The organism is Edaphobacter paludis, from assembly GCF_039993895.1.
Taxonomy (GTDB): Bacteria; Acidobacteriota; Terriglobia; order Terriglobales; family Acidobacteriaceae; genus Edaphobacter; species Edaphobacter paludis.
This window is the reverse complement of sequence record NZ_CP121194.1, coordinates 1,566,336-1,590,452: the sequence shown is the minus strand read 5'-3', so window position 1 is coordinate 1,590,452 and position 24,117 is coordinate 1,566,336. Positions and strand designations below refer to the sequence as shown.

Here is a 24,117-nt window from a genome sequence, read left to right as displayed (position 1 = left end):
GATTCCTCTGAAGGTGTGAACCCTATCCAGCCTTGAACATCTGCTTGATGCCGCGCAGCGCCTGGCGCGTGCGCTCTTCGTTTTCGATCAGCGAGAAGCGCACGTGACCATCCCCATGTTCGCCAAATCCTATACCGGGACTTACCGCGGTCTTTGCGTCGGCCAGTAGCTTCTTTGAGAACTCCACGGAGCCCAAAGCACGGTACTGCTCAGGGATCTTCGCCCAGACGAACATTGTGGCCTTAGGCAGATCGACGGCCCAGCCCAGCTTGTTCAAGCCCGGCACCAGAACATCGCGGCGGGCCTTATAGTTGTCGCGAATCTTAGCCACACAGTCCTGCGGCCCCTCCAGCGCGGCAATCGAAGCCACCTGGATCGGCGTAAACGTCCCATAGTCGAAGTAGCTCTTAATCCTGCCCAGCGCCGCAACCAACTTCGGGTTTCCTACCATGAAGCCCACGCGCCAACCCGGCATGTTGTAGCTCTTCGAGAGCGTGAAGAACTCGACCGCAATGTCCTTCGCGCCCGGAACTTCCAGCACACTGGGCGCGCGGTAGCCATCGAAGACGATGTCCGCATAAGCCAGGTCGTGCACGATGTAGATTCCGAGTTCTTTGCACAGTGCGACGATCCGCTCGAAGAATGAAAGCTCGACGCACTGCGCCGTAGGGTTCGACGGAAAGTTCAGAATCAGCATCTTCGGACGCGGCTGCATCCTCGGCAGCTCATACTCGAGCTGCGCCAGCAGCGTGTTGGCATCGCCGTCCGCCGCGGGAATGCTCTGCACCTTCGATCCGGCGATCACCGGTCCGAAGATGTGGATCGGATAGCTCGGATTCGGCACAGCTACGGTGTCCTCGTCGTCCAGCACCGCGAGGCAAAGGTGAGCGATGCCCTCCTTCGAGCCGATGGTCACAATCGCCTCGGTCTCGGGATTGAGATCGATGTCGTATCGAGTCTTGTACCAGTTGCAGATGGCCTTGCGCAGACGCGGAATTCCGCGCGAGAGCGAGTAGCGATGGGTTGTCGTCTTCTGTGCTGCTTCGATCAGCTTGTCGACGATTGCCTTGGGCGTCGCTCCATCGGGATTGCCCATCCCGAAGTCGATGATGTCTTCGCCGCGCTTGCGTGCCGCGGCCTTCAACTCGCCCGTTATGTTGAACACATACGCCGGCAACCGTGTCAGCCTTTTAAACTCGTCCATTGCGCCCTGCTCGCTCCCAACTTATTTTGCTTAATCGATGATGCCATGCCGGAGAAGTGAAAGCAGAATCCGCTTTGACCATCCGCTCCATCGGAACCCGCCACGCCACTACTTTGCTGTAAAAAGCACATGCACCGGCAGACTTTTCGGCGGATAGCAGGCGGCGTGGTCACAGGCCTGATAGCGTAGCGTTCCATCCATCTCATGCATTCCGGCGGCCGCCACGACGGGAAGCTTTACCGTAAAGCCGCCTTCATAAACATCCAGCTTGTCCTTCGGACTGAAGCTAAAGCTGAACTCCGTTCCTGCTGGATATTCCGCCGCCTCTGCCTTCACCCCGGCTGCTGCCTGCAGCGTAACATTCGTCGGAATCAGTAGTTCCGACTTAGGTGTATGCGAATTGACGTGGTATCCATTAGCAACCTGAAAGCGCATCTCCAACATGCTGCGTTTCCCTGCCTGGATAACCTGCGGCTCTGCGTCGTAAGTTACGTAAGACCTGGTCACGACGCGAGCGCCATTCAGGTTTCCCATTTGGGCCATCAGAGTTCCAGCGCCGAGCATCAGGGCCGCGAGCGCCACGCCGAGCCGCATTTATTCGCCCCCCTTTACAGCAGCCGTCGTCGTTACCGAGGCAATGGTCTTCTTGATGTTCGCCTCGATCTCATCCTTCGAACTTAGTCCTGCCGTCGCCTCAACCACTTTGCCGTTTCTGTCCACATAGAACGACATTGGCAGATATTCGATTCCGCCGTAAGCGGTCTGCACTTTATCATCGGTCAACAGGATGGGATAGGTTACCCCTGTCTTCTGTGCCGTCTTGGCGATCACGTCCTTGCCTGCGTCGGCATCGGCAGTCAGGCCGAGGATCTCGAAGCCCTGGCCCGCATACTGCTTTCTGAGTTCTTCAAACCAGGGCATCTCTACCTTGCAGGGAGCGCACCAGGTAGCCCAGAAGTTCACCAGCACAGGCCGGCCCTTGTAATCGGCAAGGGAGACCTTTTTGCCATCGAGACTCGACAGCGTAAATGCCGGAGCGGCCTTCCCTCGCAGCTTGGCCCCCGGATCTTCCTCCTCGGAGTCACTATTCTGCGTTGACTGACCGGGCGCGGCAGGCGTTAGAACCACATGGTTCGCCTCGGCCTTCTGCATCGCGATGCGCCGTTCCCGCAGGTTATGCCATCCCGCCCACAACATCAGCGAGATTCCAACGATCATCACACCTAGAACCAGCGCATTTCGCTTCACTTGATTGGATGTCCTTCCGGCAAGCGCTTCGCGCAGGCCTGTTACCAGTTTAGACGCAATGCGACGTTCGCCGCCGCTCTGCTAGCATCGACATGGTTCAACATTCATGGCGACTGAAGCACCTAAACCTTCCGGCTTCCTTCCTGCTTCGAGCTTCGTGCGCATCGAAGCGGCGGCTCTCAACGATCTTGCCAGTCGGCTTGACGGCGCGATGCTTGCGCCTTTTACCGAGGCTGTCGAGCTGCTCATCCGCGCGGCGGATAACCGGCAGAATATCGTCGTTACGGGCATCGGCAAGAGCGGCATCATCGCCCGCAAGATTGCGGCGACGCTACGGTCGACAGGAACATCGGCTCACTTTCTTCAGCCTGCCGAAGCTATACACGGCGATCTTGGCATGGTTTCGCGCAGCGATGTCGTTCTGGCGCTCTCATCAAGCGGTGAGACCGAGGAATTGCTGCGTTTACTGCCGACGCTGAGGCGTCTTGCCGCTCGGCTTGTTACCTTTTGCAGCTGTCCGGCTTCAACTCTTGCTCAGGCCAGCGATATCTTTCTCGACATCAGCGTCTCCGCCGAGGCTTGTCCGCTGAACCTTGCGCCTACCGCTTCGACGACAGTCATGCTCGCGCTTGGCGACGCGCTGGCGCTGGAAGTGAGTCGTCGACGCGGGTGGAAAGCGGAAGATTTTGCCGATTTGCATCCAGGAGGACGGCTTGGCCGGCGGCTGTCGCGGGTTCGGGACCTGATGCATCGAGGAGATGCTTTGCCCAGCGTTTCGGCCGAGACGCCGATGCCGCAGGTCATTCACGAGATGTCGCACAAGAAGCTCGGGATGACAACTGTTCTCGATGGAGACTCGTTGCTGGGCATGATCTCCGATGGCGACTTGCGCCGACTGCTGGAGCGGGACGGCTCTCATGCGCTGGAACGTTCGGCAGGAGAAATGATGAATCGGCATCCTCTAACGATTGAGGGGGATGCATTTGCCTCCGCCGCTCTTGCCCTGATGGAGGAGAGGAAGATTACTTCGCTGATCGTTCTCGGGGAACGAGGGCAGGTCCAGGGTGTCCTCCACCTGCATGACCTTTGGACGATTTAGACGGCCTTGGCTAGGTCTCGCAGCAGGTACCCCCTACCCCATACTTTTCTTCTAAAGTATTCATTACAGGGGATTTATTTTGTAAAGTCTTCAATCCAAGCGACTTAGAGGCAAACCATTGATTTAATGGTAGTTATGGTCGCCAAGCGCGAGCGGGAGACTTGGTCCTTCTATTTCCATGATATCAAGTTGACTGAAACTGTTTTGCAGATCGGTCGAATTTAATTTCTGACGGCAAGTTGCAGTATTTGTTGCTGTTAGCAGGAGAATAGCCCCAGAGAATTCTCCTCCGGGGCTTGACAATGTTTTTGGTCGAAAGGCTTTACCAGTGGCGCAGACTAACCATAGGTTAGCCCTGCACCACTTCTTTGAGTCGCTGGTTCTGGATACCTTCATGCGATATTGCGATCGAACAGGCGGATGCTAAACCGCCCGACGGCGCTCGAAGGACCCTTTGAGTGACTGCCGTGCCGCAATTTCGGCGGGTTCGCTCGCAGGTTTCTTGCCGGTCAAATGGGAGGCAGTTGGTTTGACCGAAGGCATATGCACCAGACGGCGCCCTCCCCGCCCCGCCAGCAGCTCGGTTGCGGACCGAACGAGGCAACCCGGCTCGGCGAACGACTTGGCGTCAATATTGACGCTTTTGTATTCTTCCTCGCGAACCTTGTCCGTAATCAGTAATAAGACGAGGGTCTTCGCTCCATTGCGATGGGCGGCCTCCGAGATTCGATCCGCGTCCTGCTGCCGCACAGTATGGCCCAGAACGATCAGGTCGAACTCCCATTCGTTAATATATTTCAAGGCCGCTTCCCCCGAGCAGCACAGCACATTCGCGCCTGTCTTGCGTAGAACCTCAGCACGCGTCTTAAGAAGGCCCGTATCTTCTCCCACAGCAAGGATAGTCAGCAATTGGAATTCCTCCGGCGGAGCGCCCCTGTCGGCAAGACTGTGTGACAGCCCCGGAGACGATCCAGATGCGTACAACTTAGGCGTTACGACGAATGCTGTCTGTCTGCGACACGACATACGTCAAAGATTCATCTGGGCCATGTTTTAACAGCCGGCGGTAAGACTCGGACACAGTGTTATAGCACTCACAGGCGGCTTTCATGAGATTGGGGCGGTTGAGGATATGAATCCTGCCGCGGGAATAGCTGATAAAGCCTGCGCGTTGGAGTGCGCTTGCGGCCACAGTTACGGTGGAGCGCTGCACGCCCAGCATCTGGGCGAGGAACTCCTGGGTCAGGTTCAGTTCTTCCGCTTCCATGCGATCGGCTGAGGTAAGCAGCCAGCGAGCCAGTCGTCGTTCGACCTCGTGCAGTCTGTTACAAAGAACCGACTGCGTGACCTGCACCATTTGGAGATAGGAGAAAGTGTGGACCAGTTGCTGAAGGACGCCGCCTTTTTTGAATTCGTCGCGGACGATCGACGACCGGATGCGGTGGCCGTTGCCAATTCCCTGAATCATGACGGCGTGAGACATCTGCGGCTGATCGAGAAGGGCGGCCAGGCCGGAGAACCCCTCGCGTCCGATGACCCCGACTTCCACAGAGTCTCCGTTTTTGGTTACCGCATCGGTCGAGATCAGACCAGTACTCAGAAAGTAGACGTATTCAATGGGCTCATTCGGTTCGGAGAGCTTCTGGCCCAGAGAGAAGTCAATCGGCACAAGTGATTTCGCCAGGGCGGCGTATTCGGCTTCCGGCAACTGAGACAAGATTGCATTTCTGGGGCGCAACGTGGATCCCGTTGTAATGCTTTGAATGGACACCGTGGGTCTTCCTTTGCGCGAGGAGGATCTTCTCCTCTGGCCGCAACGACTGGTTGCCCACGGCATGTGGGGCGGGTTTATTGCGATTGGGTCGGAGGGTACGCCTTTACAGCGGAAAAGTATATGGTTTGGCTCACAGTACTCAACGATAACGAAGGCATCGAGCCCAACCTGTCCGCCATGAGCGACATGGGGACCCATAAGTGCATGTGAGGAGAGGGCCGCGATCCCTTCAAGGCTGTGGAGGCAGGCTGAATTGTTTAGAATGAATACTTCATCTCTCGAGTCCGCGCATCTTTATATGCAGCGGCAGGAAAGTGCCTCTTTTGTCCATGCATCGCTGGTCCCAACTATTTATTCCTACTCTTCGTGAAGCTCCGGCAGATGCCGAGGTCGCCAGCCATAAACTCCTGCTCCGCGCCGGATATGTCCGGCAGCTAGGCGCGGGTATATATAGCTATCTCTTTCTGGGCAATCGCTCCATTAATAAGATAGTCGCGATTATTCGCGAAGAGATGGACAAGATTGGGCAGGAGTTTCTGCTGCCTGCGCTGAATCCGCGCGAGGTATGGGAGGCGAGCGGGCGCTGGGCAGGCATGGGCGACAACATGTTCCGGCTGAAGGACCGGAAGGGCGCGGAGCTTTGCCTGGCCATGACCCATGAAGAGGTGATGACCGATATTGCGCGTAAGGAGCTGCGCAGCTATAAACAGCTTCCTCAGATCTGGTATCAGATTCAAACCAAGTTTCGCGACGAGCCGCGCCCGAAGTCCGGGTTGCTGCGGGTTCGCCAGTTCATTATGAAGGACGCGTATTCGTTCGATATCGACGAGGCGGGGCTGGATGTGAGCTATAACAAGCACGATGCCGCGTATCGGCGCATCTTCAGCCGCTGCGGCCTGCAATTTGTGTCGGTCGATGCGGATTCGGGGGCGATGGGCGGATCGGCCTCGCAGGAGTTCATGGTCTATACCGATGCGGGCGAAGACCTGATCGCCAGCAGCGCCTCGGGTTATGCGGCCAATCTGGAGAAGGCGACGAGCCGACTAGCTCCGGTGGAAGATCTTGCGCCTACGGGCGACGGCCAACCCGAACTCGTCCACACGCCCGGACAGCGCACCATTGAAGAGGTCGGAGCCTTCCTCAATACCCAGCCACATCACCAAATTAAAACAATGGCCTATATGACCGAGCTTCCAGAGGCTGACCATGCGAAGCTGGGTAAACAACGCCCCGTTGTCGTCTTTCTGCGCGGGGATCACTCCTTAAATGAGGCCAAGCTGCTCGCTATCGCCGGAGGCGTTTTGCGCCCCATGACTCCCGAAGAGCTCCAGTCGACCTTCAATGCGCCTGCGGGATATCTCGGCCCCATCGGTATCGTAGCCGCGCCGCACCCGAAGAAGCCAGGCACTCTGGTTATTCTGGACAAGGCCCTCGAAGGTCGCACTAACCTCATCGCCGGAGCCAATAAAGAGGAGTATCACCTACGCAACGTAACTCCGAACCGAGATTTCAAGCCGACGACTGTCGCCGATGTGCGCAATATTGTTGAAGGTGAAGGCTGTCCTATCGACGGCTCGCCGCTGCGGCTGGGCAAGGCGGTCGAGATCGGCCATATCTTCAAGCTGGGCTATAAGTACTCGAAGTCGATGGGGGCGAGCGTGCTGAATCGCGACGGCAAGGAGGTCACGCCGATCATGGGAAGCTATGGCATTGGGGTAGAGCGCATTCTTACGGCGGCCATCGAGACCTCGGCAGCGGCGAATGGAGGAGCGGCGTATGCTCTGCATCCGGCGATTGCGCCGTTTCAAGTGGTGGTCACGATTACGAATGTCGGCGACGCGGCGCTGCTGACGGCAGGAGAACAGGTGGCCGCTGAGCTTGAGGCTGCGGGGCTTGATGTGCTGCTCGACGACCGCGACGAGCGCGCCGGGGTGAAGTTCAAAGACGCCGATCTGGTCGGTATCCCCTATCGAATCAACATCGGGCGGGGAGTGGCTGAGGGTAAAGTCGAGTTCGTGGATAGATTGCAGAGCCAGAGTCAGGACATTCCGCTGAACGAGATTGCCAACAGGGTAACTACAGAGATAACCTCCAGTCTGCGCACGGTGCTTCCGGCAGCCATCTAATTAACGTCCAACGAAAGAGCACCCTTGCCTGTCAAACTCAAATACGGAAACAATCGACCTCAATCCGGACAGGGCAGCTTCGCCTCCGGCCTCATGCGCGGTCTGCTGATCGCTGTACTCGGGTGCCTGGCCGTGGGCGTCGCGATCTTTGGATACGCCTACTTTCATTACCAGAAAGTGGTCGATGACCGGCTTGCTGCCGGGCCGATCTTCGCCAGCGAATCGCAGATTTATGCGGCTCCGCGAGAGATACGTCCGGGGCAGAAGCTTACCGCCGCATCGATTGCAGCCGACCTGCGCCGCGTCAACTATAACGGCAACCCTCAGCTAGGGACTTTCAAGCTGGAGGGCGATACGATCTTCATCAAGCCGGGGCCGGAGAGCTATCACAGCACGGATGGGGCGACCATCGACACCACTGGGGGCGTGGTGCAGAAGATCACGGCGGAGAATGGGGTTGCGCTGGCGGCTTACGATCTGGAGCCGCAGCTCATTACGGCGCTCTCTGAAGATAAAAACCGCACCAAGCGCCGTCTGGTCACGTATAAGGACATTCCGCCGCGCATGGTGCAGGCGGTCACCGCCATCGAGGACCGTAACTTCTTCGAGCATGGCGGGGTGAATTACCTTCGCATTGGCAAGTGCGCGGTCGAGGACCTGATGACGCACCACAAGGAGTGTGGCGGGTCGACCCTGACCATGCAACTTGCGCGCGGCTTCTTCCTTTCGCCGGACAAGCTCTTCAAGCGCAAGCTGATTGAAATCATGATTACGTTCCAACTCGAAGCGCGCTTCAATAAGCAGCAGATCTTCGAGATGTATGCCAACGAGATCAACCTGGGGCAGCGCGGCAGCTATGCCATCAATGGCTTCGGAGAGGCGGCGCAGACCTATTTCGGCAAGAATCTGCGCCAGCTCGACACGGCAGAGTGCGCTCTGCTTGCGGGCATGATTCAAAGTCCGAATCGGCTGAATCCGTATCGTCATCCTGCACGGGCGATGGAGCGGCGCAATGTCGTGCTCGACTCGATGGTCGAGACAGGAGCGCTTACGGCGAGCGAAGCGAGCCAGTTCAAGGCGGAACCGATTCGCCTGGCTCCGCCCAACCTGGATGCCAATGAAGCACCTTATTTTGTCGACCTCGTTCATGACCAGCTCGTGCGCAAGATCGGCGACCAGGACTTGAACCATCAGACGCTGCGCATCTACACGTCGCTTGATCCGGATTTACAGCGCGCTGCCTCCGAGGCAGTTGAGGTCGGCATGAAGCATGTCGATGAACTTGTCCGCAAACGGTATAAGAAGGGCGCTACGAATATCACCTATCCTCAGGTGTCGCTGGTTGCCATCAACCCACATACCGGGCAGATCCTTGCGCTGGTGGGGGGCCGCAATTACACCGCTTCGCAACTTGATCACGCTGTCGCCAAGCGGCCTACGGGCTCCATCTTCAAGCCCTTCGTCTACGCTGCCGCCTATAACACCAGCCTCAATGGACTGTCGCTTGGCGGCAATGGGGTCTTTACCGCTGCCACCCTGCTCAACGACGATACAACTACTTTCATGTTCGATGGCAAGCCTTACACGCCCGGAAACTTCGTGAAGGGCGAATACCCCGGCATGGTCACGGCTACCGACGCTCTCGACCACTCCCTCAACATTGCCACCATCTCTCTTGCGCAGATGGTTGGCTTCGATAACGTTGCCGCCCTCGCCCGGGCCTCCGGCATCGTGAACGCCCGCGGCACACCCTCGGTCGCCATCGGCACCTACACCGCCACGCCTATCGATATGGCAGGGGCCTACACCGTTTTCGCGAACAACGGTGTCCATCTCGATCCCTGGCTGCTGGCATCGGTACGCAACGCCAACGGAGACATCGTCGCCGATTTCGCGCCTCAGGCTCGCCAGGTGCTCGACCCGCGCGCCGCCTACCTGACCCAATCGATGTTGGAAAACGTGATGAACCACGGCACCGGCATCGCCGCTCGCCGGAGCGGCTTCACAGCCCCCGCCGCCGGCAAGACCGGCACCGAACATGACGCATGGTTTGTCGGCTATACCTCGAACCTTATCTGCATTGTCTGGATCGGCAACGACGACTATACCGATATCAAAATCCAGGGCGCAGATGCTGCCGCGCCTGTCTGGGCCGAGTTCATGAACCGGGCCATCAAACTGCCACAGTACTCCGACGTCAAGCCGTTCTCGCCGCCCAGCGGGATTACGGTGGCTACCCTCGACAAGACCAGCAATCTTCTCGCCGACGCCAGCTGCCCCAATGACTATAGCGCGGCGTTTCTCGATGGCACGGCGCCGCAGAACTATTGCAGCCAGATGGGCGAGAACCCGCAGAACTTTATTCAGAGGATCTTCGGTATCGGCGGTAACAAGCCTGTCGTCTCTCCTGTCCCCAATGCACAGACGAATCCGCAGGCAGCCCATCCCTACAATCCTGCGCTTGCGCCTAACACTGCGCCGCCGGGAAATGCTCCGGAGACTCCGTCGACCGAGCCACCTAAGCCAAAGAAGAAGAACTTCTTTCAGAAGATCTTTGGCGGCGGTGGCGATAAGGACAAGGATGGACAGCCACAGTCTGCCGCACCGCCTCAGTAGGTGCTAACGCGCTTGTAAGGAGTATGCGGCAGTGTCACCGATTATGTAGAGGCACCCGAACCGCAGATTCCTCCGCTTCGCTGCGGAATAACAAAAAAACTCTAAACCAATGGCGTTGTGCTACAGAGCCGAGGGAGGGAGAGGACCTGCGTTTGAGGTTGTGGGCTTATTTACTCACGGAGGCAACGCCGATTCTTACTGCCGGAGTGCGTTTGTGGGTGCGTTTCCATGCGGTGTAGACGATTCGAGCAAGAAGCAGAACGGCTAAGACGGCGGTGTCTTTCCATGGCGTGCGGACGCCGGTTTTGACCAGCCACCAGAAATGGATGACTCCGGCGATAGCGGCGACGTAGATCAGGCGATGCAGCCGCTGCCAGTTTTTCCCTCCCATCGCGCGCATGATGAAAGCCGGAGAGGTGGCGGCGAGCAAAAAGAGGATTACCCACGCTAGAAGGCCAACCTGGATGAAGCGGCGCTTGAGCAGATCATCGACGATGGCTGGCCAGATCACCTTCCATTGCGTGACAATCTCGCCGGGGTGACCTGCGCGGACGCCGCCGAGAGCGGTGACGATGTCGTAGCCGGAGAAGAGAAAGACATAGGTCGCCAGGTGGAGCGTCGCGTAGAAGAAGGCGTAGAGGCCGATCAGCCTGCGGAACCGAACCAGGAAGCTGATGCGCGGCGAGAGCCGGCGCAGAGGCGTAATGGCGAGCGTGGCGAGGAGGATGTAGAGCGTCCAATTGCCGGTGAAGTGCGTGATGTAGTTGACCGGGTCGGGATTGAGCGCGAGCGCGCCGTTGCGGTAGAGGTGCAGCAGATAAGCAAATGGTGCGAGGCAGAGAAGGTGGAGGAGAACCTTGAGGGCGATGATGGATCGTTTCGACATGGATGGTTTGTTCGCTTCGTGTGTGGCCGATGGATTGCGTGGGTGATGAGCTACGCCCTCCCGCAGATATCCAACGGGAAGGGCGTAGCTCGGAAAGAACCTTTGGCCTTGTAAAAAAGAGTACAGATGAAGCAAAAAAAAATCGTGGAAGATCAGAAATTCTTTTTGAGGTCCATGCCGCTGTAGAGGCTGGCCACCTGATCGCCGTAGCCGTTGAACATCAGGGTCGGGATGGTGTGGGGCAGGAAGCTGGAGTCGATGCGGCGCTCGTGGGCCTGGCTCCAGCGGGGATGATCGACCTGCGGATTGACGTTGGAGTAGAAGCCGTATTCGTTGGGCGCCATCTCGTTCCAGAGCGTGGGCGGCTGCTTTGCCTTAAAGCTGATCTTGACGATGGATTTGCAGCTCTTGAAGCCGTACTTCCATGGCAGGATGACCCGGATCGGCGCGCCGTTTTGGTTGGGCAAGGGCTGTCCATAGCAGCCGAAGGTGAGCAGGGCGAGCGGGTTCATGGCTTCGTCCATGCGCAAGCCCTCGGTGTAGGGCCAGTCGAAGCCGCCGGGGAGGTCGGGCATCTGCTTGCGGTCGAGTAGCGTCGTGAACTCCACGTACTTGGCGCTGGGCAGCGGATCGCAGAACTTGATGAGCTCAGAGAGCGGGTAGCCGTCCCAGGGAATGACCATTGACCATGCCTCAACGCAGCGATGGCGGTAGACGCGGCTCTCGATGGGGCGATACTTCATGATGCCGTCGATGTCTAGGGTCTGGGGCTTTTTGACGAGGCCGTCGATCTTCACCGTCCAGGGGCGTGTGACGAGCGTGTGGGCATGGCGCGCGGGATCTGACTTGTCGGTGCCGAACTCGTAAAAATTGTTGTAGTTGGTTGCCTTGTTGAAGGGCGTCTGCGCGTCGGGAACAGTGTATTGGCTGGGAACCGTCTGCAGCTGGGCCGCGGCATGGACCTCCTGAGAGGGATGCAGGAGTTCAGGGACGTGGGCGGCTGCGATAGCGCCTGCTCCAAGGGCTGCTGCGCCGGTGAGAAAACGGCGGCGGGTCTGGTGATGCTGCTCGAAGACCTCCTTCGGGGTGATCTCCGAGGAGGGAATGCTGGGGCCGAGGTTATTGGACTTGCGTAGAAGCATGATGCTCTTCCCTTCCCTCGCGGCGGGATCGGCAGGAGAAGCCGGTAGGCGTGCGAGGTACTGCTACTACTAGATTACGTCTGAACGCTAGGCTTGGATGCGCCTTTTTTAGAGCCGAATGTGAGAGATTAGAACGAAATGATGATTAGACGAAATTTTTCTGCATTTGGGATATTTGTGGTGATTGTGCTCGCTTTAGCGGGCGCGGCGGCATGGGGACAGACGTCGCATGATCCAGCAAATCTTGCCGGAGAGCGGGTCAAGGCCTCGGTGGTGGCCGACCCGTTGCCAGTGAACGGCGGTGCGACCGCATTGCAGCAGACCTTGAAGAAGCTTTCGACCAGGGCGAGCCTGCTGATGATCGTCGCGCATCCCGATGATGAGGATGGCGGGATGCTGACGTACGAGTCGCGCGGGCAGGGAGCGCGGGTGGGAATGCTGACCCTGACGCGCGGCGAGGGCGGCCAGAATGCCATGTCAGGAGACTTCGACGGCGCACTGGCACTGCTGCGCACGCAGGAGTTGCTCGCCGCAGACCGCTATATGGGCGTGGACCAGATGTTCGGGACCGAGGTGGACTTCGGCTTCTCGAAGACGAAGGAAGAAGCCTTTGCGAAGTGGACGCACGAGCGCGTCCTCTATGACGCGGTGCGGGCGGTGCGGCTGTATCGCCCGCTGGTGGTGACCGCCGTATTTGTGGGTGGCGTGACCGATGGGCATGGCCAGCATCAGGTGAGCGGAGAGATTGCACAGGAGGTCTTTACAGCTGCTGCTGATCCGAAGGTCTTTCCCAAGATGGGGCTGGAGCCGTGGGCGCCGGCGAAGGTGTATGCGCGAGTGCCGTTCTCGCGGGTGACGGAGAAGGGGATGTTCGACTATGCGACGGGTAAGTATGCTCCGGCACGCTTTTATAACTACGTGACGAAGACATGGTCTAACGAGGCGCCTCACGAAAACGTGGAGGTACCGGAAGGAGATCACAGCGATCTACTGGGGATGAGTTATGTGCAGTTTGCCCGGCGCGGCTTGTCGCTTCAGCGGTCGCAGATGGGTCCCGGTGGGCGTACGGCTCCGGCGGGACGCTTTGACGTGGGCTATACGCGGTATGGCTCGCGGGTGGGAGGAGCGGAGTCTGAGAAGGGATTTTTCGACGGCGTGGATGTTTCGCTGGTGGGAATTGCGGATTTGGCTCCGGCCGAAAAAAGCTTTCTCCGGATCGGATTGCAGCAGATAGCTAAAGTAGTAGATGAAGCTCAGAGTGGATATTCGGCGGACGTTCCGGAGAAGATCGCACCTCTACTAAAGGATGGATTGGCGGAGACACGAGCACTGATTGCCCGAGTGGAGACGGCAAAGAATCTGACGGCTAGGGAGAAGTACGACGTGCTTCACGAGCTGAGGGTGAAGGAGACGCAGTTCAACGATGCGCTGGTGGAAGCGCTGGGACTGCGGGTGGAGGCGAGAGTTGCACCGGGCAGCGCTGTGGTGCCGGGTTCGTCGGTTGACGTGAAGGTGAAGATCGCAAACAGCGGGAAGAATGCGGTTCGTGTAGTTGCGAGCGACGATCGCTCGATGGATGGGACTCAATGGATGGACGGATCGAAGGTGGTTCCCGGCGATGGCGTGTTGAAGGCGGGGGCGACGCTCGATTGCGCTTTCAAAGTCGCCGAGAATGCCGATGGCAACGGAGCGACGCGGCCTTACTTTACGGTGAAAGATATAGAGCAGCCTTACTATGACGTGCATGCGGCAGCGATGCGTCTGGCTCCGCTGCCGCTGCCCGCTGAGACGGTCTGGGTGACGGCGAAATATGACGGTGTGGAGGTGCGTTTCGGACAGGTAGCTTTGGCCGCCGAAGCTGTGGCGGGAGCGGGGATCGCATCGCAGCCGCTTATGTTTGAACCGGGGCTGAACGTCGCGGTGCAGCCTTCGGCGGGAGTGATTCCTCTCAGCGAGAGCCGCTTTCCATTGACCGTGCGGGTGCGTAGCGCAGAGCCGGTCGGAGCGCGAGGGACGGTGCGGCTGAAGATGCCGACGGGATGGCGGTCGCAGCCGGAGTCGGCGACATTTCTAACGAAGGGGCCGGGCGAGGAGCAGGCAGTGCGGTTCGTGGTCACTCCAACAACCTTGGGAGAGAAGGCTTATACCTTGACGGCGGAGGCAACCTCCAGCGTTACACATAGAACGTATACCGAAGGCTACAGGGCCGTGGGATATGCAGGGTTGACGCTGTCGAATCTTTACTCCCCTGCTACTTACCGGACGCGCGGCGTGGACGTAAAGATAGCTCCGGGACTGAAGATCGGCTACCTGCCGGGCACGGGCGACGCCGTTCAAACATCTCTGGAGAATATCGGGGTACACTCCACCACACTGACGATGAAGGATGTCGCAGAGGGGCGGCTCTCGGGATATGACGTGGTGGTATTGGGTGTGCGCGCCTATGCGGCGCATCCAGAGCTTGCGGCGGCGAATGAGAAGTTGCTGAACTACGCGAAGAACGGCGGTGTTGTGATTGTGCAGTACAACACGGCTGAGTATGACCATGACTCCGCACCGTATCCTCTTTCGCTGGGGAGTGCGGAGAAGGTCGTGAATGAAACCGATCCCGTGCGGCTGGTGGACTCTTCCAGTCCTTTGCTGACGTGGCCCAATAAGATTACGACTCGGGATTTTGACGGTTGGGTTGAAGAGCGAGGGCATGGGTTTCTAGAGAGCTGGGACCCGCACTATCAGGCGTTGCTGGAGACGCACGATCCAGGTCAAGACCCGCAGAAGGGCGGCCTGCTCTATGCGCGAACAGGCAAGGGGGCCTACGTCTATGTTGCCTATGCGCTGTATCGGCAGTTGCCGGAGAATGTTCCCGGGGCCTATCGCCTGTTTGCCAATCTGTTGAGCATTGGAAAAGAGACAAAGTAGATCCTAAGGCGAGACAGAACGAGGCAGTTTGGTGCAAACTGTCTGCATGATCAATGGCGCTCAGGAACGACAGATGATGAACGCAGCCGATATGCTGCTCGATGCCCGCAGGACTAACCGCCCGCTTGTGGAGCTTCCGGCAGATGTACGTCCGCAGACGGTCGAAGAGGCCTACCTGGTTCAAGACAAGATGTCGTGGGCGTATGAGGCGATTGGCGGATGGAAGGTGGGCGCTCCCACGGGGGACGCTGAGCCTATGTTCGCACCGATGCCAGCGGCGTGGATCTCGTGCAGTGGATGCGAGATGCGCGGCAGGACGCACCGGTATCGCGGTATCGAAGCGGAGATCGCTTTCTTGATGGGCGAAGATCTGCCTCCGAGGAATACTCCCTATTCGCGCGATGAGGTTCTGGATGCAATTGCGAGCTGCCATCCGGCGATTGAGGTTCTGGAGACTGCGTTTATCGATCCCATGCAAGTTGCCCGCCTGTCGATGATTGCCGATTTGCAGCTGCATGGCGGCTTTGTCTATGGGCCGGCTTGTCCCGATTGGCAACGCATCGACTTCTCGCAGGAACATGTAACGCTGGCCGTCGATGGCGCGGTGCGGGTAGAGCGGACGGGTTCGAACACGTCTGGAGATCTGCTGCGACTGCTCCCTTTCCTCGCCAATGAGGGGGCTGCGCGTACGGGCGGCCTGAAGCGCGGCGACTGGATTACGACGGGAAGCTGGACCGGGTGTACTGTGGCCTCGCCTGGCTCGGCCGTGGATGTGCAATTCTCCACGGTGGGCAAGGTTAATCTGCGGTTCGGAGTCGAGGGCTCGGCGCTGCCTGATTGATCGCCGGACTGATGGAGAGTGGGCATCTTTGACGATGGGCCGGGAATCATAAAGTGAGACGGAGTTCTCCGTCTTGCGAGGTTCCCTGTGGCGCGTCCTTATTGGTCTGGGCAGATTCAGATATCGCTGGTCTCGTTTGGAGTGAAGCTATTTGTCGCCACCGAGGCAAAGGGTGAGATTCGTTTTCATCAGATAAGCCGGAAGACAGGTGAGCGGGTCCGCCACCAGAAGGTGCTGGCGTCGGCACTCGAAGATGCTCCCGACGAGGCCGCCGCACCGGTGGAGAAGGACGAGATCGTCAAGGGGTATGAGTACCGCAAGGGCGAGTACATCGCGATTGAGCCGAGCGAGATTGAAGGCCTCCGGGTGCCTTCGAAGCACACCATTGAGGTGACTCAGTTCGTGGGGCTGGATGAACTCGAGCCGGAGTATCTGGAGAAGCCTTATTTCGTAGTTCCTGAAAACGACACCCAAGCAGAGGCCTTCGCGGTAGTGCGCAAAGCGCTGCAGAAGAGTAAGAAGGCTGCGTTGGGGAAAATTGCCTTCGGCGGACGCGAACATGTACTCGCTATTACGGCGCCCGACGATGACGCGCTCCCCGGCATGATGGCTTACACCATGCGCTACCAGGAAGAACTGCGAGATCCCGTGGAGTACTTTCGCGATATTAAAAAAGTAGCGGTAAACGAGGATTCGCTTGAACTTGCTGAGAGTCTCATCAAGAAGAAAACGGCGAAGTTCGATCCGGGAAAATTTACCGATGGGTATGAGGCTGCGCTGAAGGAATTGGTAGAGGCCAAGATCAAACATGCTCCTATTCCTAAAGATGAAGTCTCCACGCCCAAACGCGGAAATGTGATCAACCTGATGGATGCGCTGCGCAAGAGCGTCCATGGAGGAGAAGCTGCGGAGGCAAAAAAGAAACCTGCCTCGGTGAAGAGCGTTCCCAAAAAGGGTCTCTCGCTGGTGACGGCCTCGGGGAAGTCGGCGACAACAGGCAGCAGAAAGCGGAAGTCGGCATAGTCTGATTGGAACAAGCGGAGGTCAGGATGGCGGGGGCGAAGAAATCAGTAAAAAAGACCGCGGGCAAGAAGGCTGCTTCGAAGACATCTGCGGCGAAGAAGGCTCCCAGGAAATCGCTGGCGAAGGCAAAGCCGATAAGTTCCAACCGTGCTTCGGACGCTGTGGACGAGCAGTTGGAACGATATCGGTCAATGCGTGATTTTCAAGTTACGGCGGAGCCGAGCGGTGGCAGCGAGAAGACTAAAAATGAAGTTGAGCATCTTCCCTTCTGCATCCAGAAACATGCCGCCTCGCACCTGCACTATGACTTTCGTCTGGGCTGGAATGGGGTGCTGAAAAGCTGGGCGGTCGCCAAGGGGCCGAGCTACTTTACCGGCGACAAACGGCTGGCGGTGCAGGTCGAAGATCATCCGATGGAGTACGGCGGCTTTGAAGGGATTATTCCTGCCGGCCAGTATGGCGGCGGAACGGTGATGCTGTGGGACCAGGGAACATGGGAGCCGCAGCCTGGACACGAAGACGTCGACAAAGGATTGCGCGACGGCAGCCTGAAGTTCGTGATGCATGGTACGAAGATCAAAGGTAAGTGGGCGCTGATCCGGATGGGCGGAAAGGCGGCGAACGAACGCAAGCCGAATTGGCTGTTGATCAAGGAACATGATGAATTTGAACGTGGCGAAGCCGATCCCTGCGTGACTGTGGACGAGCCGAATAGTGTTGTAACCGGACGTACGATGGACCAGATTGCCCACAATGAAGACCATGTGTGGAACTCGAAGGATACGGCCAAAGGGAAGGCCTGGTATCGGCAGGTTGGCCGGAGCGAAACGTCCGAGGAGGCGGAGAGCGCGGCCATCGAGAAAAAGCGATCGATGAATGTGAGTGCATTTGAAAAGAGCTTGAGCAAGCTGCCCAAAGAACACCAGCCAAGTTTCATCGCGCCTCAGCTTGCATTGCAGGCGATATCGCCACCTACCGGCGAAGGGTGGCTGCATGAGTTGAAGCTGGATGGATACAGGATGCAGGCGCGCAAGGACGGCTCCGGCGTGCAGATGCTGACGCGCAAAGGACTGGATTGGACTGACCGGGTCCGCTCCGTTGCGAATGAAGTGGCGAAGCTTGCGGTGGACAAGGTGACGCTCGATGGAGAGGTCGTCGTGCTCGCGGAGAATGGCACGACAAACTTTGCGGATTTACAGGCTTCGTTTCAAGACGGTGCTACAAACCTGCTGACATATTTCTGCTTCGACCTCCTGCATGTAGATGGGCACAACATGAGAGAGCTTCCGCTGAAGCAGCGCAAAGAGATGCTGGGCAACGTTTTGGATGGTGCGAATGGCGACCACCTGCGGATGAGCGAGCATCTGGAGACGAACGGGGAGGAGCTTTTCCATAAGGCCTGCGAGCTACATGCTGAAGGCATTGTTTCGAAGAAAGCGATGGGGCGGTATTCTTCCGGACGCAGCGGGGACTGGTTGAAGATGAAGTGCCTCCATGAGCAGGAGTTTGTCGTGGGCGGATTCACGCTGCCGTCCAATGGCATCCAGGGAGTGGGAGCGCTGCTGCTCGGGTACTATCGCGATGGCAAGTTGATTTACGCAGGGCGCACCGGTACTGGCTTTACGCAGAAGACGCACAAAATACTTCGCAAAAAGCTGGATGAGCTGATCGAATCGACTACGCCATTTGAACAACTGCCTGGCGATGCGAAACGCGGGGCGAAGTGGGTCAGGCCAGAGTTGGTGGTTCAGGTGAGATTCGCTACGTGGACTGCGGATAATCTGGTTCGACAAGCGGCGTTTCTTGGCGTGCGCGAAGACAAGAGCGCACGCGAGGTGGTACGGGAGGAAGCGACCGTTGCACCGCGTCCCAAGCGCTCAGGGAAAACGACTTTCGACGCAAAGCCTTCTGAAAAAATTGCCGCAGCGCATATTGTCAAAGGCGGAGTCGCAGCGAAGAATTTAACGACGATGGAACACGCCCCGGTCCGCTTGACTCATCCTTCCAAAATTTTGGATGAAACATCGGGATTGACCAAGCAGATGCTTGCGGACTATTACTGGGCTGTCGCCGAAGATATGCTGCCGCATATTGCAGACCGGCCATTGAGCCTCGTCCGGTGCCCCGAAGGATCGGGCAAACCGTGCTTCTTTCAGAAGCACGTCAATGCGATGCTGCCACCGGGCATCGGCAGCGTGGATATTGCGGACAAGAACGGAAAGATCGAGCCATACATTACGCTTTCGACCGCGGAGGCGTTGGCGGGATTAGCGCAGATGGGCGTGCTGGAGGTGCATCCGTGGGGATCGCGGAACGAAGACCTTGAACACCCTGACCGGCTGATCTTCGATCTTGACCCTGACGAGACGCTTGATTGGAATGTGCTGACTGGCGCCGCGGCAGATGTTCGAAAACGACTGAAGGCGATCGGGCTGGAGAGTTTTCTGAAGACCACCGGCGGCAAGGGGTTGCATGTCGTCGTACCGATTGCGCCAAAGCTGGACTGGCCTGAGGCTAAAGAGTTCGCTCATGAATTTGTGAATGTCATGGAGAAGGCTAATCCATCGCTATACCTGACGAAGATGACGAAGTCTGCACGCAAGGGAAAGATCTATCTGGATTACCTGCGGAACGAACGAGGAGCGACATCGGTCGCCCCCTTCTCTCCGCGTGCAAGGGCTGGCGGCCCGGTTTCTTTGCCTCTGAAGTGGTCGGATTTGAAGCTGCCAGAGAGACCTGTGTTCCGGGTGGCGGAGTTTGAGAGTTGGAAGGGACGGCTGAAGACCGATCCATGGAAGGCGATGGTGGGAATGAAACAAAGCATTCCAGCTGAGGCATTGGACCGCGTGAGAACGAGGCGCTCGGCATAGCTTGGGAGCTAGTGTGTTGCACCGCTCAGTCTCATGACCAGACATTTTGCAGCTCCGCCGGCTTTGAGGAATTCACTTAATTGCACCTCGATCACGCGGAAACCATTCGATTTGAGCTGATCGCTCAATTCCCTGCTGACCTCGTTGAGAATGACGGTGCGATCGATATTAATGACGTTGCAGGCGAAGCGCAGAGCGTCCGCTTCTGTGACTACGATGCGTTTGTTGGCGGCGTAGTAATCCTCGATCTGCATGATGGACGCTTGGTCGAATGCCGGGGGGTAGTACAGAACTGAACCACCTTCGAGCGGCGCGAAACAAGTGTCCAGATGGTAGAAGCGCTCGTCGATGAGATGGAGCGAAGCAACTTCGATCTTCCATGCCTCGCTCAGGTAATGATGGCTGGACTTACTGGTGCGCGGACCGTAACCGGCCCATAGACGTGATCCATCCACTGCAAAAAGTGCATCTCCTTCCCCTTCGAACGGGGTTTCGCGAGGAAGACTCAGGACGGTATATCCAGCTTGCTGAAACCAGCGGCGAAAATGCCGCTCTTCGCCCTGCCGCTCTGCATGAAAGAAGCTGCTGAGAACGACGACCCCGTTGTGCTCGAGCCCGGCATTGGCGGTAAAGACCATGTCGGGCGAACCAGGCTGGGGTTCAACAAGAACAACATCTGCTAACTGGGTAACAGCTTCATAAAGGCGCTTCCACTGCGCCATGGCTACAGTCCGCGAGGAGTCATGAACGTGACCGGCCATCCAGGGATTGATGACGTAATTCACGTCATATAATTTCGGGGAACACATCAGAAAAGTAACTGGAACGGGCGCGATGTCCGGAGTATGGACAGGGGCGATGAAATGATCGGGAGACGAGCTCATACTGGTACTCATCCGAAGTACCTCATGATGAGCTTTGCAGCAGTACTCAACCTTCGTCAACCTGAATGTTTATGCGGTCTTTAACGAATATAGATGCATCTCTAAATTACGAGATGACAAGCTCTAATCTCATCGTCACTCATCCATGCAATCTTGCTTGAGAGGAGCCTGATGTGCGCGAAACAAAGTCACGCACATCAGGAATGAGAGATTAGTGCATCGACTCAGACGGTAGCAGTTCCTCGTCACAGGGCTTTATGGTTTCTTTAGGCTCTTTCTTGAACTTGCCAAGAAATGTCTTAAGGAGAACGTAGAGGACCGGAATAAAGAAGAGGTTGAGGATCGTGGAAAGAGCCATGCCTCCGATAATCGCGGTGCCGACCGAGTGGCGGCCATAGGCTCCCGCACCGGTGGCGAAGTAAAGAGGAACAACGCCGAGGATGAAGGCGATCGAAGTCATCAGGATGGGACGGAGTCGCAATTCGGCCGCAATGATCGCAGCATCGATGATCGACTTGCCCATCTCCAGTTGCTGTTCGGCAAACTCCACGATAAGAATGGAGTTTTTAGCTGCGAGTCCGATGAGCATGACCAGGCCAATCTGAACGTAGACGTCGTCGACGAGGCCACGCGCGGCGACAAGTCCAAGTGCGCCGAGGACAGCCATGGGAACGGCAAGCAGGATGATGAACGGTAGGGCAAAGCTCTCATACTGCGCTGAGAGTGTGAGATAGACGACGAGCAGGCCAAGGCCGAAGATGATGATGGCCTTACCGGCAGATTCGACTTCTTCGAGCGCGAGTCCGGTCCATGAGAAGGTCATGCCTTGCATCTTGTTCTTGTTGAAGAGCTGCTCCATGGCCTGTAGTCCCTGACCGGAACTGAGGCCGGGTGCGGGCGAGCCATCGATTTCGGCAGAGCGGAAGAGGTTGTAGTGATTGATGACCTGCGGCCCGGAGGTCTCCTGCAGAGTGATGAGATTGTCGAGCGGAATCATCTGGCCCGAGTTGGAACGCACATAGTACTGACGAATGTCCTGGGCATTACGACGGAACTGCTGGTCGGCCTGGACGTACACGCGATAGGAACGATTGTTGAAATCGAAGTCGTTGACGTAGCTGGACCCCATGAAGGTGCCAAGCGCCGCAGTGATCTGGTTTAGAGGAACACCCATCGTCTTGGCCTTCTCGCGATCGATGGTGACGTGGAGCTGCGGATCGTTGGAGGTGAAGGTGGTGTTCATACCTGTAAGGCCGGAACCCGGAGCGCGAGACTGGGCGACGATGGTGTGGGCGACGCGATCGATGTCTCCGAAGGTATTGCGACCGCCGTCCTGCAGGATGAATTGGAAGCCGCCGACGGTGCCGATGCCGGCGATGGCGGGCGGCTCAGCAGCAAAGGCGATGCCGCCGGGTACACCGAAGAGCTTCGGCCCAACGGACTGGACGATAGCCTTGGCGCTGAATTGAGGACCCATCTTTGCGCGATCGTTGATGGGCTTGAGGGGAGCGAAGATGAGGCCGGAGTTGGGGGAACTGCCGCCGGCAAGCGAGAAGCCCATGACGGAGAAGGTGCCGAAGACTCCGTCATTCTGGCGGACAAGAGCGGCTACGCGGTCTGCAAACTCGCTGGTGTAGCTGAGCGAGGCTCCCGGAGGCGTTTGAACAATGATGAGGAAGTAGGACTGATCCTCCTGCGGAACGAAAGCAGTGGGGACATGGTTGTACATGAAGACAGTAGCGCCAAGGGCTGCGAAGAAGAGCACCAGCATGGCGTAACGCATGCGTACAACAAAGGTCACCATCTTCGCGTAGACGCGGATGAGCCACTGAATGAAGTCTTCAACGGGATTGAGAATCAACCCCATGATGCCTGTATGCTCTTGTTCTCCACGCAGCAGGATGGCGGCAAGCGCGGGTGAGAGCGTAAGAGCGTTGAAGGCCGAGATGGCGATGGAAAAGGCAATCGTCAACGAGAACTGCTTGTAGAGAATACCCGTGGTTCCTGGAAAGAAGCTGACCGGAACAAAGACCGAGATAAGCACGAGCGAAGTGGCGATGACGGCGCTGGTGACCTCGGCCATGGCTTCCGAGGTGGCCTGATGGCTATCGCAATGTTCTTTCTCAATGTGGCGCTGGACGTTTTCAATGACGACGATTGCGTCGTCCACGACGAGTCCTGTAGCGAGAGTGATACCGAAGAGGGTAAGAGAGTTAATGGAGAAACCGAAGAGCTTGATGAAGGCGAAGGTTCCTATCAGAGAGACAGGAATGGTAACGGAGGGAATGATGGTCGCGCGCCAGTCTTGCAGAAAGAGGAAGATGACGATGATGACGATGATGACCGCTTCGCCGATGGTCTGGACGACTTCACGAATCGAGTCGCCGATGACCGTAGTGGTATCGACGGCAATAATGCCCTTCATGCCTGGGGGGTAGGATTTTGCGAGTTCTGCGAGGACGGCGCGGCAGCGTTTGTCGACGTCGAGAGCGTTTGCGTTGGAGAGCTGCTGAACACCGATGCCGACGGCATCTCCGCCTACCAGGCCGCCGCCCGCAAACTTGAGCCGGGTATCGTAGTTTTCCGCTCCCACTTCGGCGCGTCCCACATCTTTGAGCAGGACGATCCCACTCGCCGTGGTGCTGTTTTTGACGATGATGTTCTCAAACTGTCTGGGATCGGAAAGTCGGCCACTGACACGGACGGCCATCTGGAAGTTCTGCGTTGGATCTGAGGGCTGTTGACCAAGCTGACCGGCAGGAATTTCGACGTTCTGCTCAGCGAGAGCATTTGTGACATCGAGAGCAGTGAGGCCACGAGCGGCGAGGCGGCTGGGATCAAGCCAGATGCGCATCGCGTATTTGCGCTCACCGAAGATGACGACGGCGCCGACTCCGGGAACGCGCTTTAGAGCATCGCTAACGTAGACATCGAGATAGTTGGAGATAAAGGCGGGGGAAAGCGAGTGGTCGGGGGAGACGAAGCCGGCAGCAAGAACGAAGTTGGAGTTGGCCTTGGTGATGGTAATGCCAGTGTTATTTACGACGGCAGGCAAACGTCCCTGGGCGGAGGCAACGCGGTTCTGGACGTCGACGGCGGCTATGTTCAGATCGTAGCCAGTCTGGAAGGTGACGGTGATGGATGAGGTGCCGTCGTTAGAGCTGGTCGAGCTCATATAACGCATGCCTTCGACGCCGTTGATCGACTGCTCGAGGATTGTGGTGACGGCAGATTCGACGTCTTTGGAGTTCGCACCGATGTAGTTGGCGGTGACGATGACCTGAGGCGGAGCGAGCTGCGGGTAAAGGGAGATCGGCAGAGTGGGGATGCAGACCGCGCCGGCGAGAACGATGAGCAGCGCGCAGACCGTGGCGAAGATCGGGCGGCGAATGAAGAAATCTACCAAGGTGCACCTCTAGCCAGCGGGCTTAGGCCCCGGCGGTAAGCGAAAGACGGTGCGGAGCTGATGGCAGCTCCGCAGAAGT

Annotated in this window: 16 protein-coding genes; 7 read left to right on the top strand and 9 right to left on the bottom strand. The window is 57.7% G+C overall.

Translation table 11 applies throughout. The annotated features are described in order from the left end of the window. Window positions 1–22: 22 nt before the first annotated feature. The 3 genes from alaC to P4G45_RS06510 form a co-directional block, all read right to left on the bottom strand. Window positions 23–1,204 (bottom strand): alanine transaminase, encoded by a 1,182-nt coding sequence (gene alaC, locus P4G45_RS06520; protein WP_348268862.1) that lies wholly within the window; start codon window positions 1,202–1,204, stop codon window positions 23–25. 108 nt (window positions 1,205–1,312) lie between these two features. After that, a complete protein-coding gene (locus P4G45_RS06515) occupies window positions 1,313–1,798 on the bottom strand; it encodes a protein-disulfide reductase DsbD N-terminal domain-containing protein (protein ID WP_348268861.1) in 486 nt (161 codons plus the stop codon). Beyond that, window positions 1,799–2,452 (bottom strand): TlpA disulfide reductase family protein, encoded by a 654-nt coding sequence (locus P4G45_RS06510; protein WP_348268860.1) that lies wholly within the window; start codon window positions 2,450–2,452, stop codon window positions 1,799–1,801. It abuts the gene before it with no gap. Window positions 2,453–2,558: 106 nt separating this feature from the next. Here P4G45_RS06510 and P4G45_RS06505 point away from each other — a divergent pair, with 106 nt between their 5' ends. Then, a complete protein-coding gene (locus P4G45_RS06505; protein ID WP_348268859.1) occupies window positions 2,559–3,551 on the top strand; it encodes a KpsF/GutQ family sugar-phosphate isomerase in 993 nt (330 codons plus the stop codon). A 423-nt stretch (window positions 3,552–3,974) separates the two neighbouring features. On the opposite strand, the gene P4G45_RS06500 is transcribed toward P4G45_RS06505, so the two are convergent. Beyond that, the gene (locus P4G45_RS06500) at window positions 3,975–4,460 is read right to left on the bottom strand and encodes a hypothetical protein (protein ID WP_348268858.1); all 486 of its coding nucleotides are present in this window, start codon (window positions 4,458–4,460) and stop codon (window positions 3,975–3,977) included. Between the two features lie 76 nt (window positions 4,461–4,536). After that, entirely contained in the window at window positions 4,537–5,268 is a 732-nt protein-coding gene (locus P4G45_RS06495; protein ID WP_348268857.1) for a Crp/Fnr family transcriptional regulator, read from the bottom strand. Window positions 5,269–5,654: 386 nt separating this feature from the next. Between P4G45_RS06495 and P4G45_RS06490 the strand changes: the two genes are divergently transcribed. Then, a complete protein-coding gene (locus P4G45_RS06490; protein WP_348269227.1) occupies window positions 5,655–7,451 on the top strand; it encodes a proline--tRNA ligase in 1,797 nt (598 codons plus the stop codon). Between the two features lie 24 nt (window positions 7,452–7,475). Continuing rightward, window positions 7,476–10,067: a transglycosylase domain-containing protein gene (locus tag P4G45_RS06485; RefSeq protein ID WP_348268856.1), complete on the top strand. Its 2,592-nt coding sequence runs from the start codon at window positions 7,476–7,478 to the stop codon at window positions 10,065–10,067. Between the two features lie 166 nt (window positions 10,068–10,233). Here P4G45_RS06485 and P4G45_RS06480 read toward each other — a convergent pair whose 3' ends face one another. Together P4G45_RS06480 and msrP are read right to left on the bottom strand one after the other, a co-directional pair. Then, entirely contained in the window at window positions 10,234–10,953 is a 720-nt protein-coding gene (locus P4G45_RS06480) for a protein-methionine-sulfoxide reductase heme-binding subunit MsrQ (RefSeq protein ID WP_348268855.1), read from the bottom strand. A 152-nt stretch (window positions 10,954–11,105) separates the two neighbouring features. Then, on the bottom strand, window positions 11,106–12,095 hold the full coding sequence (gene msrP, locus P4G45_RS06475; protein WP_348268854.1) for a protein-methionine-sulfoxide reductase catalytic subunit MsrP: 990 nt from the start codon (window positions 12,093–12,095) through the stop codon (window positions 11,106–11,108). 138 nt (window positions 12,096–12,233) lie between these two features. On the opposite strand from msrP, the gene P4G45_RS06470 reads away from it, so the two are divergent. From P4G45_RS06470 to ligD, 4 genes are all read left to right on the top strand, one after another. After that, complete coding sequence (locus tag P4G45_RS06470) at window positions 12,234–15,014, top strand: PIG-L family deacetylase (protein WP_348268853.1); 2,781 nt, start codon at window positions 12,234–12,236, stop codon at window positions 15,012–15,014. A gap of 31 nt (window positions 15,015–15,045) precedes the next feature. After that, the gene (locus P4G45_RS06465) at window positions 15,046–15,855 is read left to right on the top strand and encodes a fumarylacetoacetate hydrolase family protein (RefSeq protein WP_348268852.1); all 810 of its coding nucleotides are present in this window, start codon (window positions 15,046–15,048) and stop codon (window positions 15,853–15,855) included. Window positions 15,856–15,942: 87 nt separating this feature from the next. Continuing rightward, window positions 15,943–16,878, top strand: a complete 936-nt coding sequence (locus tag P4G45_RS06460) for a Ku protein (protein WP_348268851.1) — start codon at window positions 15,943–15,945, stop codon at window positions 16,876–16,878. 26 nt (window positions 16,879–16,904) lie between these two features. Then, window positions 16,905–19,748, top strand: coding sequence for a DNA ligase D (gene ligD, locus P4G45_RS06455; RefSeq protein ID WP_348268850.1), 2,844 nt, complete (start codon window positions 16,905–16,907; stop codon window positions 19,746–19,748). An 8-nt stretch (window positions 19,749–19,756) separates the two neighbouring features. Here ligD and P4G45_RS06450 read toward each other — a convergent pair whose 3' ends face one another. Next, on the bottom strand, window positions 19,757–20,644 hold the full coding sequence (locus tag P4G45_RS06450; protein ID WP_348268849.1) for an arginine deiminase-related protein: 888 nt from the start codon (window positions 20,642–20,644) through the stop codon (window positions 19,757–19,759). A gap of 199 nt (window positions 20,645–20,843) precedes the next feature. Continuing rightward, on the bottom strand, window positions 20,844–24,038 hold the full coding sequence (locus P4G45_RS06445; protein WP_348268848.1) for an efflux RND transporter permease subunit: 3,195 nt from the start codon (window positions 24,036–24,038) through the stop codon (window positions 20,844–20,846). Between the last annotated feature and the right edge of the window lie 79 nt (window positions 24,039–24,117).